Source organism: Verrucosispora sp. WMMD573, assembly GCF_027497175.1.
Lineage (GTDB): Bacteria > Actinomycetota > Actinomycetes > Mycobacteriales > Micromonosporaceae > Micromonospora.
In genome coordinates this window covers 1,378,150-1,392,297 of sequence record NZ_CP114901.1, presented here as the reverse complement: position 1 = coordinate 1,392,297, position 14,148 = coordinate 1,378,150, and the positions used below count along the sequence as shown (strand labels likewise).

General features: G+C 72.0%; 16 protein-coding genes and 1 pseudogene. 4 read left to right on the top strand and 13 right to left on the bottom strand.

The window, feature by feature from the left end; genetic code table 11:
* Nucleotides 1-24: 24 nt before the first annotated feature.
* From O7601_RS06460 to O7601_RS06450, 3 genes are all read right to left on the bottom strand, one after another.
* Nucleotides 25-837, bottom strand: a complete 813-nt coding sequence (locus tag O7601_RS06460; RefSeq protein WP_281565308.1) for an HAD family hydrolase — start codon at nucleotides 835-837, stop codon at nucleotides 25-27.
* Complete coding sequence (locus O7601_RS06455) at nucleotides 837-1,658, bottom strand: HAD-IIB family hydrolase (RefSeq protein WP_281565307.1); 822 nt, start codon at nucleotides 1,656-1,658, stop codon at nucleotides 837-839. Before O7601_RS06455 ends, O7601_RS06460 begins: the two co-directional genes overlap by 1 nt.
* A 174-nt stretch (nucleotides 1,659-1,832) precedes the next feature.
* Nucleotides 1,833-2,546, bottom strand: coding sequence for a hypothetical protein (locus O7601_RS06450; RefSeq protein WP_281565306.1), 714 nt, complete (start codon nucleotides 2,544-2,546; stop codon nucleotides 1,833-1,835).
* 152 nt (nucleotides 2,547-2,698) lie between these two features.
* Here O7601_RS06450 and O7601_RS06445 point away from each other — a divergent pair, with 152 nt between their 5' ends.
* The 3 genes from O7601_RS06445 to O7601_RS06435 all read left to right on the top strand — a co-directional run bounded on the left by O7601_RS06445 (nucleotide 2,699) and on the right by O7601_RS06435 (nucleotide 4,388).
* On the top strand, nucleotides 2,699-3,130 hold the full coding sequence (locus tag O7601_RS06445) for an OsmC family protein (RefSeq protein ID WP_281565305.1): 432 nt from the start codon (nucleotides 2,699-2,701) through the stop codon (nucleotides 3,128-3,130).
* A gap of 129 nt (nucleotides 3,131-3,259) precedes the next feature.
* The gene (locus tag O7601_RS06440; protein ID WP_281566818.1) at nucleotides 3,260-3,604 is read left to right on the top strand and encodes a metallopeptidase family protein; all 345 of its coding nucleotides are present in this window, start codon (nucleotides 3,260-3,262) and stop codon (nucleotides 3,602-3,604) included.
* 67 nt (nucleotides 3,605-3,671) lie between these two features.
* A complete protein-coding gene (locus O7601_RS06435) occupies nucleotides 3,672-4,388 on the top strand; it encodes an AIM24 family protein (protein WP_093410827.1) in 717 nt (238 codons plus the stop codon).
* Between the two features lie 64 nt (nucleotides 4,389-4,452).
* On the opposite strand, the gene pheA is transcribed toward O7601_RS06435, so the two are convergent.
* The 4 genes and pseudogenes from pheA to O7601_RS06415 all read right to left on the bottom strand — a co-directional run bounded on the left by pheA (nucleotide 4,453) and on the right by O7601_RS06415 (nucleotide 7,526).
* Nucleotides 4,453-5,409 carry a prephenate dehydratase gene (pheA, locus tag O7601_RS06430; protein ID WP_281565304.1) on the bottom strand — a complete coding sequence of 319 codons (957 nt, stop codon included), beginning with the start codon at nucleotides 5,407-5,409 and terminating at the stop codon, nucleotides 4,453-4,455.
* A 114-nt stretch (nucleotides 5,410-5,523) separates the two neighbouring features.
* Nucleotides 5,524-5,976, bottom strand: a pseudogene (locus O7601_RS06425) (hypothetical protein); the annotation flags it as partial.
* A gap of 184 nt (nucleotides 5,977-6,160) precedes the next feature.
* Nucleotides 6,161-6,619: a PAS domain-containing protein gene (locus O7601_RS06420; protein WP_281565303.1), complete on the bottom strand. Its 459-nt coding sequence runs from the start codon at nucleotides 6,617-6,619 to the stop codon at nucleotides 6,161-6,163.
* A gap of 166 nt (nucleotides 6,620-6,785) precedes the next feature.
* Nucleotides 6,786-7,526 carry a hypothetical protein gene (locus O7601_RS06415; protein ID WP_281565302.1) on the bottom strand — a complete coding sequence of 247 codons (741 nt, stop codon included), beginning with the start codon at nucleotides 7,524-7,526 and terminating at the stop codon, nucleotides 6,786-6,788.
* A 163-nt stretch (nucleotides 7,527-7,689) separates the two neighbouring features.
* Between O7601_RS06415 and O7601_RS06410 the strand changes: the two genes are divergently transcribed.
* The gene (locus tag O7601_RS06410) at nucleotides 7,690-8,907 is read left to right on the top strand and encodes an arginine deiminase (RefSeq protein WP_281565301.1); all 1,218 of its coding nucleotides are present in this window, start codon (nucleotides 7,690-7,692) and stop codon (nucleotides 8,905-8,907) included.
* Between the two features lie 51 nt (nucleotides 8,908-8,958).
* Here the strand turns inward: O7601_RS06410 and O7601_RS06405 are convergent, their stop codons facing one another.
* The 6 genes from O7601_RS06405 to O7601_RS06380 form a co-directional block, all read right to left on the bottom strand.
* Nucleotides 8,959-9,843 (bottom strand): DUF5926 family protein, encoded by an 885-nt coding sequence (locus O7601_RS06405; RefSeq protein ID WP_281565300.1) that lies wholly within the window; start codon nucleotides 9,841-9,843, stop codon nucleotides 8,959-8,961.
* An 85-nt stretch (nucleotides 9,844-9,928) separates the two neighbouring features.
* Nucleotides 9,929-10,342, bottom strand: a complete 414-nt coding sequence (locus tag O7601_RS06400; protein WP_281566817.1) for an ATP-binding protein — start codon at nucleotides 10,340-10,342, stop codon at nucleotides 9,929-9,931.
* A 66-nt stretch (nucleotides 10,343-10,408) separates the two neighbouring features.
* Entirely contained in the window at nucleotides 10,409-11,866 is a 1,458-nt protein-coding gene (locus O7601_RS06395; protein ID WP_281565299.1) for an ATP-binding protein, read from the bottom strand.
* A gap of 60 nt (nucleotides 11,867-11,926) precedes the next feature.
* A complete protein-coding gene (locus tag O7601_RS06390) occupies nucleotides 11,927-12,718 on the bottom strand; it encodes a glycerophosphodiester phosphodiesterase family protein (protein WP_281565298.1) in 792 nt (263 codons plus the stop codon).
* 10 nt (nucleotides 12,719-12,728) lie between these two features.
* A complete protein-coding gene (locus tag O7601_RS06385; protein ID WP_210936186.1) occupies nucleotides 12,729-13,064 on the bottom strand; it encodes a rhodanese-like domain-containing protein in 336 nt (111 codons plus the stop codon).
* Nucleotides 13,065-13,142: 78 nt separating this feature from the next.
* Complete coding sequence (locus tag O7601_RS06380) at nucleotides 13,143-14,081, bottom strand: LCP family protein (protein WP_281565297.1); 939 nt, start codon at nucleotides 14,079-14,081, stop codon at nucleotides 13,143-13,145.
* Nucleotides 14,082-14,148 lie beyond the last annotated feature (67 nt).

The following is a 14,148-nucleotide window of genomic DNA, read 5'->3' as shown; positions in this document are numbered from 1 at the left end:
CGTCGCGCGCCGCAGCCGGGCGGCTCAGTCCGACCCGAAGATCTTCTCCAGGTACGCGGCCACCCCGTCGGACGAGTTCGCCGGGGCGACCTCGTCGGCGATCGCCAGCACCTCCGGATGCGCGTTGGCGACCGCCACCGCCCGCCCCGCCCAGGTGAGCATCGGCAGGTCGTTGGGCATGTCACCGAAGGCCAGCACGTCCGGCGCGGCGACGCCGATGCGGTGGCAGTACCAGGCCAGGCCGGCTGCCTTCGTCACCCCGGCCGCCGAGATCTCCACCAGCCCCGAGTGTGAGGAGTGGGTCGCCTCCGCGAGCCCGGTGAGGGCGGCGGCGACCAGTCGGGTGAACCGGTCGGGGTCCTGCTCACCGGCGCGTGCCAGCAGCTTCACCGCCGGTGCCGACAGCAGCTCCTCGGCGGTCTGCACCGCCCGGATCGCCTCCTCGTCGGCGTCCCACCGCAACGGGTAGTGCGCCTCGTGGCGCATCTGCCGACCGTCGACGATCTCCACGGCCAGGCTCACCCCGGGCACCTCGGCACGCAGGCGTCGCACCACCTCGGCGAGCAGCTCCGGTGCCAGCGGGTCGGCCCGCAGCACCTCGTCGGTGGTCGGGTCGTAGACCACCGCGCCGTTGGCGCAGACCGCCGGCAGCGGCTCGGCCAGCTGGTCGTACACCAGCCGGAGCCAGCGGATCGGCCGGCCGGTGACCAGGACGACCGGGGTGCCCTGGGCGGCGATCCGGGCCAGCACCGCGGCGGTGCGGGCGCTGAGGGTGCGGTCGTCGCGCAGCAGCGTCCCGTCGATGTCGCTGGCGACCAGGTGCGGCGTGGAATCCATCACCGGGACAGTAGCCGGTCGAGGTAGACCGCCACCCCGTCGTCGTCGTTGCGCAAGGTGATCTCGTCGGCGACCGCGCGCAGGCTGGGGTGGGCGTTGGCCACGGCCACCCGGCCCCAGCCGGCCCACTCGAACATCGGCAGGTCGTTCGGCATGTCACCGAAGACCAGCACGTCCGCCGGGTCCACGCCGAGGGTCTGGGCGATGACGCTGAGCCCGGATGCCTTGTCCACCCCGGGTGGGCAGATCTCGATGAAGCCCAGGCCCGCCTGGGTGAGGGTGGCGAGGTGCGGCGGGACGATCTCCCGGGCGACGGCCAGCAACTCGTCCACGTGGTGATCGGCGGTACGTGCGAACGCCTTGATCACATCACCGGCGAGGCACTCGGCGCGGCTGCGCACCTCGAACGCGTCCTGATAGGGCCACGCGGGGTGATAGTCGCCCCAGAGCGGCGCGTCGTGCTCGTCCGACGCCTCCACCATGACGGTCAGCGGGCCGACCGCGGCCTCCAGTTCGGCCAGCAGGGCGGCCAGCACCTCGCTGGAGAGGCGCTCGTCCCGCAAAACAACCGGCCCCTCCGGGTCGCTCTGGTCGACCACCCGGCCGCCGCCGGCCAGCACGAGGAAATCGGCGGCGCGGATGTCGTTGCGGGTCAGCTCGGTGAGCCGAGGGCCGCGACCGGTGGCGCCGACCACCGGAATACCGGCGGCGCGTACCCGGTCCAGCACCTCGTGAGTGAAGGCCGACACGGTGTCGTCGCTGCGGACGAGCGTCCCGTCGAGGTCGGTGGCGATCAGCTTGGGCAGTCCCGGGCGGGTCATCGTTCCTCCTTCGCCCGCCGCCGTCGCGACCAGCCGTTCACCTAGTCGATCGGCGACCCGGCGTGACGGCGGGCAGCAACCGTACCTCGCACAATCGGTCGCAACCATGGCTTCCAGGCGAATCGGGTGCCAACGGGCGACGCACCGGAGATGACCTCGTGACCGGGTCGGTAATCAGTCGGTCGGTGCCTCCCGAGCGAAGGGCACTGTCGGTGTGACGGTTATGTCCGCAGGTGGGCGGTCCTCCTCCGGCTCCGCATCCTCGACCGGTCTGCGGTTGCGCCGACGAGGCCCGTCCGACCCGGGCCGGGCTCCGGCCGGTCCGGGCGAGGTCCGGAGAAGCGCGGCGGCGAACAGCCCGACGGCGACGAAGGCGATGATCAGACCGCGCCCGTACTCGATGTCGAAGGTCAGCTCCGGGTTCAGGTACATCCCCCGACCCAGGGTCTCGTCGAGTGCCGTCGCGGTCGCCGCCAGCAGCGCGAGCACACCCGCGGCGAGAGCCAACCCGGCCACCCGGGCATTCGCCCGAACGGCGTCCGTACCGCGTACCGCGAGCGCCACCGTGGCACCGAGCGCGAGCAGCCCGACCAGGTACGCCGAGCCCAGCCCGAGGTCGGACACGCCGCTGGTCACCTGAAGCGGGGTGTCCGGAGCCGGTCCGCCGTTGGGGATGGTGATCGTCGACCATTCACCCAGCAGCGACAACAGGGCCGCCACCGCGCCGAGCCCGGCCAGCACCACCGGCACCCGGTGGTCCCCGCCGAGGCCACCGAAGGCCCGCCGGAACCGGCCGGTTGCCGGCGACCCGTCCTCCGCACCCCACTCGATGACGCTGGCACCGTCGGTGCGGTCGTCCTGACGGGGAATGGGGAGGTCGTGGGTCATCACTCACCCTCTCCTGATGGCCGGGTCGCTTGTCCGCCGCGCCGCGAGGTCCGGGTCGCATCATGACACAGCCGGGTCGCGTCGCCGAGGAACAACCACGCGGCCGGGGCGGTCGGTCGCCTGCCGGCCCGCGGTGGACTAGCGTCAGGTGCATGCCTATCCGTACCGCTTCCGCACGTTGGCAGGGCAACCTCACCGAGGGGTCCGGCACCATCCGCACCGGCAAGGGCGGGCTGGAGGGGAACTACTCCTTCAAGTCCCGTTTCGAAGAGGGTGAGGGCACCAACCCCGAGGAACTGATCGGTGCCGCCCACGCCGGCTGCTTCTCGATGGCCTTCTCCAAGGCGCTGGCCGACGCCGGCACGACGCCCACCTCCGTGGAGACCACCGCCAAGGTGCACCTCGACAAGACCGACGCCGGGATGACCGTGACCCGGATCGAGCTGGACACCGTCGGCGAGGTGCCCGGCATCGACCAGGCGCAGTTCGCCAAGCTGGCCGAGACCGCCAAGCAGAACTGCCCGATCTCCCGCCTGCTCTCCCCCGGCGCCGAGATCACCCTCACCACCCACCTCACCACCTGACCAACCCCGCGCCACTCCCACTCCGCGCCGATCTTGCACTTTTGGTCTCCGTTACGCGGCTTCTGTGCCGGTTCGGGGCGACCGGAAGTGCAAGATCGCGGATGGGGCGGGGAGAATGGAAGCGTGGCGGTGGAGATGGGGCGTGAGCGGTTCGAGGAGCTGGTGGGGGAGGCCCTCGATGAGGTTCCGGAGGAACTGCTGGCGCTGATGAGCAACGTGGTGATTCTGGTCGAGGACGACCCGCCACCCGGCGAGGATCTGCTCGGCCTGTACGAGGGACACGCGCTGACCGAGCGCGGCTGGGACTACGCGGGCGTACTGCCCGACCGGATCCTCATCTACCGCAACCCCATCCTGCGCATCTGCCACAGCGACGAGGACGTCGTCGACGAGGTGGCCGTGACCGTGGTGCACGAGATCGCCCACCACTTCGGCATCGACGACGCGCGCCTACACGAGCTGGGCTGGGGTTGACGCCTGCGTCCGGGGTTGCGGGCTGGCCCTACCGTCTCGGCCAGGTACGGCGAGTACGGGAGGAACCATGCGCAGCGAGCTGTTCTCGGCGGCGAATCTGGAGCAGGAGTCGACGCAACCCGGCATGCGGTTGCAGAACTCCAAGATGTTGAAGATCGAACTCGACGGTGAGGCGATGGCCCGGGTCGGTTCGATGGTGGCGTACCAGGGGCAGGTGCAGTTCCAGGCGCTCGGCTCCGGCGGGCTGGGCAACTTTCTCAAGCAGAAGCTCACCGGCGAGGGCGTGCCGCTGATGAAGCTCACCGGACGCGGCGACGTTTTCCTGGCCGACTTCGCCAAGGACGTGCACGTCATCGACCTGGAGCCGGGCGACGCCCTGTCCATCAACGGCTCCAGCGTGCTGGCGTTCGACGCCACCCTGCGCTACGACATCAAAATGGTCGGCGGGGCCGGCATGGCGTCGTCCGGCCTGTTCAACTGCGTCTTCACCGGGCACGGCAGAATCGCCGTCACCACCCGGGGGACGCCGGTCGTGCTCAACGTCGACGCGCCCACCTACGTGGACCCCCAGGCCGCCGTCTGCTGGTCGGCGAGCCTGCAGACCGGCTACCACCGGGCCGACCAGATCGGGCTCGGCACGCTGCTGGGCCGCACCACAGGTGAGGCGTACACGATGAGCTTCGCCGGCCACGGCTTCGTCGTCGTCCAGCCCTCCGAGGAGCCGCCCATCATGGGCAGCGGCCAGCAGGATCAGGGCGGCGTGCTCGGCGGCCTGTTCCGGTAGGCCGAGGCGCGCAGGGCTTGCCCGCAGCCGGCCCGGCTGCGTCGGCCGGCGGCATCCGGGTCGCTCAGGTCAGCTCACCGGCGCGCAGGCGGGCGAGCCAGGCGGCGGCATCGGTGTAGTCGGCGTCGGAGAGACCCGGAGGTGCGGTCACCGGCCGTTCCGGCGTCGATCCGTCCCATCGGTGCCGGGGGTACGAGCCGAGGAAGCGTACGTCGGCGCAGACCCGACGTAGCCCCTGCAACGCCTCACCCAGCCGGACGTCGGCGACGTGACCGGTGCAGTCGAGGAAGAAGACGTAACGGCCGAGGGCCTCGCCCGTCGGTCGGGACTCGATCCGGGTCAGGTTGACGCCCCGGACCGCCAGTTCCATCAGCACGGACAGCAGCGCGCCCACCCGGTCGTGCGCGATGTAGACGGCGAGCGACGTCACGTCGTCGCCGGTGGGCGGCGGAGGCGGACCGGGCCGCGACAGCAGCGCGAAGCGGGTCACCGCGTCGGGGTGATCGGCGATCTTGTCGGCCAGGACGGCGAGCCGGTGTCGGGTCGCGCCGATGGGTGCGCAGATGGCCGCGTCGTACTCACCGTCGGCCGCGCCGGCCGCCGCCGCGCCGTTGGACAGTACGTCCACCACTATCGCGTCGGGCACGTGGGTCCGCAGCCAGCCCCGGCACTGGGTGGACGCCTGGGGGTGTGCGGCGATGCTGCGCACCGACGGCAGCAGGGTCCCCGCCCGCGCCCCGAGCACGAACTCCACCGGCAGGATCACCTCCCGGGTGATGACCAGCGGCTCTCCCTCGGCCAACTCGTCGAGGGTGACCCCGACCGCGCCGCCGATCGAGTTCTCCAGCGGCACCAGAGCCGCGTCGGCCTCGGCGGCGCGGACGGCCTCCAGCGCCTCGCCGACACTGCGGGCCGGCGTGCGGCTGCCCCGCTCGGCGGCGGGCACGGTGCGTAGTGCCTGCTCGGCGAAGGTGCCCTCGGGCCCGAGGTAGACGAAACGGGTCGGCGGCGTTCCCGGCATGCGTTCAGCCTACGCACCCGGAGTCGGCGACGAGCCCGACGGCGTAGGTACAGGGCTCGACGCAGTTGGCGATGCCGTGGCCGGGGTGACCGGCACCGCAAGACCGCCACCGTCACTGCCACAGGCCAGGGTCTGGATGCCGGCCGGACTGGCGACCCGCACCTCGGCCGTGCACACGTCGGTGCCGGCGGTCACCAGGCGCAGGGATCCGGACCGGGCCCGGCTGACCACCTGTAGTGGTTCGTATCCGGCGACGTCGAGAGTGGTCAGGTGCCAGTCGGCGGCACACAACGGACCATTGCGGACGCTGACCCGAGCGCTACCGGGCAGCAGCCCACGACGGCCGCGCACCAGCTCGATGATCTGCTTCGCGGACGGCTCGCCGGTGCAGGCCACCGCGACCAGACCCGGATCGGCCGGCGGCGTGGTCGGAGGGGCAGCCGGAAGTGCGCCGAAAGATGGCGTGGCGGAGCTGGTGGGGCTGCTCGTCGCCCGGCTGGGCGCCGGGGTCGGCAGACCGCCGCTGTCGCGCACCTCCGGGGGCGTGCCACAGCCGACGGCCAACATGGTCAGCGTGGCAACACCGATCAGTCGACCGTGCCGCCGGCACGGTCGGAGGAAGGCCCCGGCAGGGGACCGGGGGCCGGCGGGCCGATCGGAATCGACGGGGAACGGCGAAGTGGGCGGCACGGGGTCGTCCTCAGGGCGGGAACTCTGGATGGCAGGTGGCCGAGCCCATGGTAGGAGGAAGTCAGACCTCGGAGAAGAAGGTGAGGGAGCCGGCCACCGCGCCGTCGGCGACCACCGGGGTGGAGATCGCGTCCACCGTCGCGTCGGCTGACTCCTCGGTCGCCGACTCGATCCGGAGCAGCCCCCGGGCCAGTCGGCCGGAGGTGAGCGCCAGCAGCGGCGGGATCTTGTCGATCTCGGGCTCGGCCAACTCGCCCCGGTAGGCGGTGAAGTCGAGCAGGCGCAACCCGCCGTCGAGCAGCGGTAGGCCGATCACATCCTCCGGCGCACCCAGTTGCAGCAGCTCGCAACCGGCGGTGGAGACGGCCAGCACCCGGGTCTCGGCGTCGATCAGCAGGCAGGGCTCCTCGGCGCTGGAGACCGTGGCCGACCAGCGGCCGATGTTGTCGAGCCCAGGCTCTGTCGGTGTCTCCCCGGAGGGCGCGAACACTTCCGAGAGCGAGAGTTCGACGTGGGCCACCGAGCCTCCTATGCACACCGACGGTACGTCCACGCTAGCCGGTCGCGGCAGCGACCGCCGACCGCGTTGGGCGTACGGTGCGTCGGTGTTGATCAGTGCCCGGTCGGCGACGGCGCGGGCCGGCGGGAGCTGAGCCGTGCCCGGCCGCGTGGCGTCGCCGCTGACGTTACCGGTGGCCGGTCGGCTTGTCAGCGGCCGTTCGGCCGTCCTCGTACCACCGGTAGTCCGCCGCCGGCGGGTAACCGCCGCTTCCCCAGGTGCCGGGGTGCTGCGCGACCCGGGACAGCTTCTCGGCGGTGGCCGGGCTGATCCGGTTACCGCCGGCCACCAGGAGTCGGTCGAGCTCCCGGTGGGTCGCCATGAGGCAGTCCTTCGGCAGACCGTAGACGCTGATCACGCCGGAGCCCACGAAGGTGAGCACCGGGGTCACCGGGATGGGGTGACCGACGGCCGCGGTCAGCGCCTTGCTCGCCCGTCGGGCGTCACGACGGGCCTCGGCCACGTAGGGCGGGCGCTTGCCGTTGATCTGCACCACGTCACCGGCGACCAGGACGCGGGCCCGGCCGTGGTCGGCGATGGTGACGGCGAAGAGCCCACTCGGGCCGATGGCCAGGAACCCGGCCCGATTGTCCGCCTCGTCGTCGAGGAGGACATCGGCCGCGTCGGTACGGGGCCAGTCGATGACGTGCCAGGCCGGCCCGAGATGGTCGAGCTGACCGAGGGCACGGGCACCGGCTGCCTCCAACCGTCGCGCGCCCCGCTCCGCCCGACGGCGGCGGGCCCACTCCAATGGCGACGGGCGAGGAGTCGCGACCACCCCGGGAGACTCGACCCGGGGGTGCGGTACCGCCACTGGCGGCAGCGCCCTGGCGGACGGTACGGCTCGACGTGCGGGGAAAACAGTCATCGCGACCTCCGGCAAAAGGTCCCTCGAAGTTACGTTCTCACTACCCTACGTTGCCAGTCCCGGTGGTCGGCAAGCCGGAGCGCCGGAATGACTGTGGATGAATGCCATATTCACCCACGGTTGTTTTACCGGATACCGCCAAACCCTGCCCTACGCTGCGAGGGTGAGTCACCACGTGGACAGTGAAGTCGGCCGGCTCGGCACCGTCCTGTTGCACCGGCCGGGGCCGGAACTCGCCAGGCTGACCCCACGCAACAACGACTCGCTGCTCTTCGACGCCATCCCGTGGGTGGGCCGGGCGCAGGAGGAGCACGACGCCTTCGCGGGAGCCCTGCGGGAACGCGGTGTAGAGGTGCTCTACCTGACCGACCTGCTCACCGAGACGCTGGCCGTGCCGGCCGCCCGAACGGAACTGACCGACGAGGTGCTCGACTCGCCCCGGCTCGGCGACACCCTGCGCGCCCGGGTCGCCGCACATCTGGCGTACCTCGACCCGGCCGCGTTGGCCGGCGTCCTCGTCGCCGGCCTGGCCCACGAGGAGTTGCGGCTCGGCCGGGACCGCCGGGGTGGGCTCGTATACACCCTGATGGACCGCCACGACTTCATCATCGACCCGCTGCCCAACCTGCTGTTCACCCGCGACTCGTCACTGTGGATCGGTGACCGGGTGGGTGTGACGAGTCTGGCGATGCCCGCCCGGCGGCGAGAAACCACATTGACCGACGCGATCTACCGCCACTATCCCCGGTTCGCCGGCACCGAGTTCGTCTACCGTCCGGGCCTGGAGCCCCTGGAAGGCGGGGACGTGCTGCTGCTGGCACCCGGCGTGCTGGCGGTCGGTGTCGGCGAACGGACGACACCCGCCGGTGCCGAGCGGCTCGCGCGGCGGGTCTTCGCGGCCGGGCTGGCGCACACCATCCTCGTCGTACCGATCGCCCAGGAACGGGCCACCATGCACCTGGACACGATCTGCACGATGGTCGACGTCGACGCGGTGCTGATGTACCCGAACGTGGCCAGCAGCCTGTCGGCGTACACCGTCATCGCCGGCGCCGACGGCGAGGATCCACGGGTCGACGGGCCGGCGCCGTTCCTGCGGGCCGCCGCCGACGCGATGGACCTGGACCGGCTACGGGTGATCGACACCGGGCTCGACCCGGTGACCGCCGAGCGGGAGCAGTGGGACGACGGGAACAACACCCTGGCGCTCGCGCCCCGACTCTGCGTCGGCTACGAGCGCAACGTCGAGACCAACGCCCAGTTGGAGCGGGCCGGCATCGAACTCATCCCGATCGCCGGCTCGGAGCTGGGCTCGGGGCGCGGTGGCCCCCGCTGCATGTCCTGCCCGCTCCTGCGGGAGCAGGGCGGGGCAGCTGCCTGACGGCTGGGCGGAGCAGGTGCCCGGCGGGCTCGATCAGTTGCCGGGCTGCGGTCAGCGCAGGGTGAGCTGGCGACCGAGCAGCCCCTGCCGGGACCGGCGGGCGTCGGCGTCGAGCGGGCCGGTCTCGGCCAGGGCTTCGGCGTACCGCTTGGCGAAGTCGGCGACCGGCTGCTCCCAGTCACCGGCCGGGATCTCCTCGGGCAGGTCCCACACCGGCACCAGCCGCCCGTGGGCCCGGAACATGCCGGCGAACCGGGTCGCCTCGCCGAGGATCAGCGAGCCGGCCGCGGCGAGCCGGGCCAGCGCGTCCAGGGCGGCCTCCTCGGCCTCGGGTAGCACCCAGCGGACGTGGGCCTTGTCCGTCACCTGGCACCAGTACGCGGCACGCGCGGCGGTCAGCCGCACCGTCGGATAGATCGCCGCGTTGGCCCGCTCCAGGGAGGCCCGTACGGTCGGGTCCTCGGCGGCCTCCGGGGCCAGCCAGAACTCGAACCCCTCGTGCAGGCTGATCTCCAACGGCCCGTCGACCAGGATGTCCTGCAACCGGGGACCGGGGCCGGGCAGCGGCGGCACCGCGACCTGGGCGCCGGGGGCGGTACGCAGTGCGCAGAGCAGCGACTCGGCCAGGTCGCGGGAGACGTCACCGGACTGGAGATGACGCTGGAGCCCGATGAGGATGTGGCCGTCGTCCCGGCTCATCGCGGGGGCGGCCATCGGCAGTACGGTGGCCAGCGTGACCTGGCGGTCGCCGTACTCGTCGGCGAGCGCCGGGGCGAGCCGCAGCGGCGCGGAAGCGGCTGGCACCAGCTCCCGCAGGGCGATCCACTCGGGCTCGTCGACCAGCCCCTCAAAGGGCCGGGGAACGAAGACGTCCCGGACCCGCTCCCGCTTGCCCGAGGCAGCGGCCGCCCGCTGGTTCTTTCGACGCTTGCTCACGGCGACACAGCCTAGCGGGTGACACCGGCGCCGGAGCCCTCCGGTGGCCGGCAGGGCCGGACCCGGCAACGGGCCGACCGACAGCTCAGCCGGAGGTCACCAGCGCCGACTGGTCAGCGACCGGTGCGAAGTCGGCCCAGACACTCTGACCGAGACCGTCGCGTTCCACGCCCCAACTGGTCGCCAGGCCGGAGACGATGTGCAGACCCCGGCCGTCGGCCGCGTCCGGGTCCGGCGGGCGGATCCGCGGGCCACCCGAAGCCCCGCCGTCGGTGACCCACAGCCGGAGCTGCGGCCCCTCGGCCGCGTGACGCAGCCGCCAGGCGACCCGGACCACGCTGCCCGGCAGCGGGTCGGCATGCCGGACCGCGTTACCCACCAGCTCGGCCAGGACCGCCACCAGATCCGCCAGCATCGCCGGGGAGACGCTGCCGGCCAGCTCGGCGGCGAGCCGGTGCCGGGCGATCCGCGCCCCACTGGCATCGTGCGGCACCACCACGCACCACGCCCGTTCGACAGCTGTCGTCGCCACCTCTGCCCCTCTTCCGCCCCGTGACCCCCACTGTCACCTGCGGGGCAGCCGCACCTCTGCGACCGTACCCCCACCACTTCTCGGGCGAAGGAATACCCACCCATTCTGTTGTTCAACGATTCGACGCACGAGATAGAGGCCGAGACCGGTGCCGGGATAGCGACGCCGGTCGCCGGAGTCGCCCTGCCAGAACCGGTCGAAGGCCCGTTCCACGTGCTCCGGGCGTACGCCGATGCCGCGGTCACTAATCCGGAAGCAGACGGTCTGGTCGTCGGCACCGGCGGCGACGTCGATCGGGGAGTCGGGTGGGGAGTACTTGCCGGCGTTTGTGACGAGTTCGGTGAGCACGGTGGCCAGGCTCTGCCGATGACCGATCGCCCTGGGCAGCTCGGCCGGCACCTTGAGGGCCGTCCGCCGACGCAGGTCCGTGGGCAGGTCGGCGATCGCGCCCCGGAGTGTCTCGGTGAGGTCGAAGGGGGCCGGCGGACCATCGCCCGGCCACGCCTCGGCCGCGGAGGCGAGCAGCCGGTCGAGCAGCCGGGCCAATTCGTTTGCCCGTTGGCCGATGACCCGGGCCGCCTGCCGCCGGTCGGTCTCGCTCAGCGACTCCCAGTGGTCGGTGAGGGTGTCCGCGTACCCCTTGATGACGGTGACCGGGGTACGCAGCTCGTGGCTGGTGACCGCCACGAAGAGATCCCGTTCGTGATCGTGCCGTTGCTGGTCGGTGGTGTCCCGGAAGGTAACCACCCGCAGGGCGCCGGGTCCCGGCAGCTCGCCCGAGGTGATCCGCAGCCAGCGCCCGCTCGGCAGACGGTGGTCGAGGACCTGCCCGGACGGTGGGAGCGGGAAGGGCAGCGGCTGGTTGATCGCCTCTGCGGTGGACCTACCGGTCACCTGCGCGGCGGCCGGATTCCAGAGGCGGACCTTGGCATCCCGGTCGACCACGGCCAGCCCGTCGGCGAGTGCCGCGACCACCGGACCGTCGCCGTGCACCGGCAGGCCGCTCTGGTCGCCGTACATGTGGGCGATGCAGGAGCCCAGGTAGCCGACCACGCCGCGTTGCTCGGCGGTGGGCTCGTCGTCGCCGCCGGGGTAGAGGGCGTGCAGGCTGCCGACGGTGTGGCCACCGATCTCGGCCCGGGAGACGACCATCCGCCGCAGGCCGCGCTGGGCCAGCTCGCTGGTGAGCGGGTTGGTGAGCTTGTCGGTTCGTACGCACTGCACCCGGGGGCCGGCGAGCAGGCAGCTGGTGACCGGATCGTTGGCCGGCAACGGCCGGCCGACGGTCCACTCGGCGGCGCCGGTGGCGGCTATCACCCGGCCGCCGCTGGGCGCGAACTCCACGAACGCCATCCCGGCGGCACCGAGTGCCGGCTGGGCCACCCGGAGCAGCTGGGTCAGCACCGGCAGACCCGCGTCACCGGAATTGATCATCTCGATGACGGCGGTGTGCCCGGCGATGAGAGCCGAGTAGTCGGTGCGGTCCGGCATGACCCCGAGTGTGCCTGCCGTCCGCGTTTCCGGGCACCCCCGAGTGGCCTTGGGCGCTGATTACCTGCGCAACCGGGCGAGAGCCTGCGCCGGACGGTCGGTGATCACGCCGTCCACCCCCGCCGCCAGCACGAGGTCGAGGTCGGCGGGCTCGTTCACGGTCCAGACATAGACCTGGTTGCCCGCTGCCCGCAGCGCCGGCACCAGGGCGGGGCGGGCGCGGACCAGCGCGATTCCCGGTCCGGCGATGTCGGCACCGAACGGCAGCCGCCCCATGGGCAGCCAGCGAGGCAGCACCTCCAGCAGGAGTACGGTCGGTAGCGCGGGGGCCAGTGCCCGGATCCGGCGTACCGCCAGCGGGGAGAACGACATCACGGACACCCGTACGGGTGCGTCCGGGCGCGGGTCGGCCAGACCGTACCGGCGCAGCAGGGCGACCAGCCGCCGTTCCACGTTGCCGCCGTAGCGGGACGGATGTTTGGTCTCCACCAGCAGATGGACGGGCCGACCGGCGGCCAGCACCGCCGCCAGCAGCCGTTCGAGGGTGAGCAGTCGGGTGTGTGAGTCCTCGAGCACCTCGTCGCCGTTGGCCGGAACGCCTCCGGGATGCCAGGAACCGAAATCCAGCTGCTCCAACTCGGCGAGCGTCCGGGCACTGACCAGACCTCGACCGTTGCTGGTCCGGTCCAGCCGCCGGTCGTGTACGCAGACCAGATGCCCGTCGCGGGTCAACCGGACGTCGCACTCCAGCCCGTCGGCACCCTCGTCGAGTGCGCGCAGATAGGCGGCGAGGGTGTGCTCGGGCAGGTCGTACGAGGCACCACGGTGAGCGAAGACGAGGGGGCCGGCCACGGCTCGCGTCCTACAGGACCCGGCCCGGCTGCCCGTCCGAGCCGACCACCGGGCGACCGGCCGCCGCCCAGTCGCCCATCCCGCCGGCGACGTTGCTCACCTGTTCCCAGCCGTTACGCAGCAGATAGGCGACGACCTGAGCGGAGCGACCGCCGGAGCGGCAGATGACGGCGACGTCCCGGTCGGTCGGCACCTCGGCCAGCCGGGCCGGTAGTTCCATCATCGGCAGGTGGTGGGCGCCCGGAGCGTGACCGGCGCTCCACTCGTCGTCCTCCCGGACGTCGAGCAGGTACGTCTGGTCGTTGATCTCGGGAACGGTCACGGTGGGTATCTGAGGTCCGAACACGGGTACCAAGCCTAGATCCTCGTCTTGCGGCTGCCCGCGACCGCACGGGTTGCCTCGCCGGGCCCGGCCGTCGGCGGGTCAGAGCCGGGTCACCCAGTGCGGATGCGCACCCGCCCACTCCGACATCCGGCTGCCCCGCACCGCCGCGAACAGCCCGTCACCTTCGTCGTCCAGCCGGACGTAGGACACCTGGTCGATCATCTGGGGGTAGGACGGCACCTGCACGCCCCGTAGCCCGTCGGTGGCCAGTCCGCGCAGCGCGAGCAGCAGTTCCTCCACCGGTACGCCGTTGGTGTCCAGGGTCAGCGAGCCGCCGACGGCCCCGATCAGCCGGTGCAGCCGTACCGGGTCGGTGCGGAGCCGGGTCTCACCGGCCTGCGCCAACATCGCCCCCAACAGCTGTTGCTGGTGGGTCTGCCGGTCGTAGTCGCCGCCGGGCAGGTCGTAGCGCTGACGCACGTAGTCCAGCGCCTGTTCACCGTCCATCCGCTGGCAGCCGGGACGGAAGACCCGGTCGGTGTGGATCGACTTCACCTCGGTGCGTACGCACAGGTCGACCCCGCCGAGCAGGTCGATCACGTTTCGGAGACCGGCGAAATCGACGAGGGCGGCACCGTCGAAGCGGAGACCGGTGAGTCGGGTCAGGGTGGCCGAGAGCAGGTGCGCCCCGGGCTCGCCGCCGCCACCGTACTCGTACGCTGTATTGATCTTGTCCTCGCCACCGGGATAGCCGCCGCCAGACGGGATGGTCACCAGCAGGTCGCGCGGCACGGAGACCAGATAGCCCTCCCGTAGCCCGGGCGGCACGTGCACGATCAGGATGGTGTCGGTGCGCTGCTCGGAGCCGGAGTCGCCGGGCCGACGGTCCGAGCCGACGAGCAGGTAGTTGAGGGGGCCGTCCAGATCGGTGCGGTCGGCGCGGGCGCTGGGGTCGAGCAACTCTGCGCGGGTCATGGTGCTCTCGTAACGGTCGGTGAGCATCCGGAGCCCGACCACCGCGACCGTGGCCAGCAGCATCGCCGCCAGCCCGATACCGAGCAGTACGCGAGGCCACCTCGGTCGCCGGGTACCCGCGTGCGGTGCC

Coding starts and splice junctions, on each gene's coding strand:
- O7601_RS06380 (WP_281565297.1), bottom strand. CDS start 14,081: ATGCTGCTGGCCACGGTCGCGGTGGTCGGGCTCCGGATGCTCACCGAC.
- O7601_RS06435 (WP_093410827.1), top strand. CDS start 3,672: ATGCGCAGCGAGCTGTTCTCGGCGGCGAATCTGGAGCAGGAGTCGACG.
- O7601_RS06460 (WP_281565308.1), bottom strand. CDS start 837: ATGGATTCCACGCCGCACCTGGTCGCCAGCGACATCGACGGGACGCTG.
- O7601_RS06445 (WP_281565305.1), top strand. CDS start 2,699: ATGCCTATCCGTACCGCTTCCGCACGTTGGCAGGGCAACCTCACCGAG.
- O7601_RS06395 (WP_281565299.1), bottom strand. CDS start 11,866: ATGCCGGACCGCACCGACTACTCGGCTCTCATCGCCGGGCACACCGCC.
- O7601_RS06415 (WP_281565302.1), bottom strand. CDS start 7,526: ATGACTGTTTTCCCCGCACGTCGAGCCGTACCGTCCGCCAGGGCGCTG.
- O7601_RS06455 (WP_281565307.1), bottom strand. CDS start 1,658: ATGACCCGCCCGGGACTGCCCAAGCTGATCGCCACCGACCTCGACGGG.
- O7601_RS06450 (WP_281565306.1), bottom strand. CDS start 2,546: ATGACCCACGACCTCCCCATTCCCCGTCAGGACGACCGCACCGACGGT.
- pheA (WP_281565304.1), bottom strand. CDS start 5,409: ATGCCGGGAACGCCGCCGACCCGTTTCGTCTACCTCGGGCCCGAGGGC.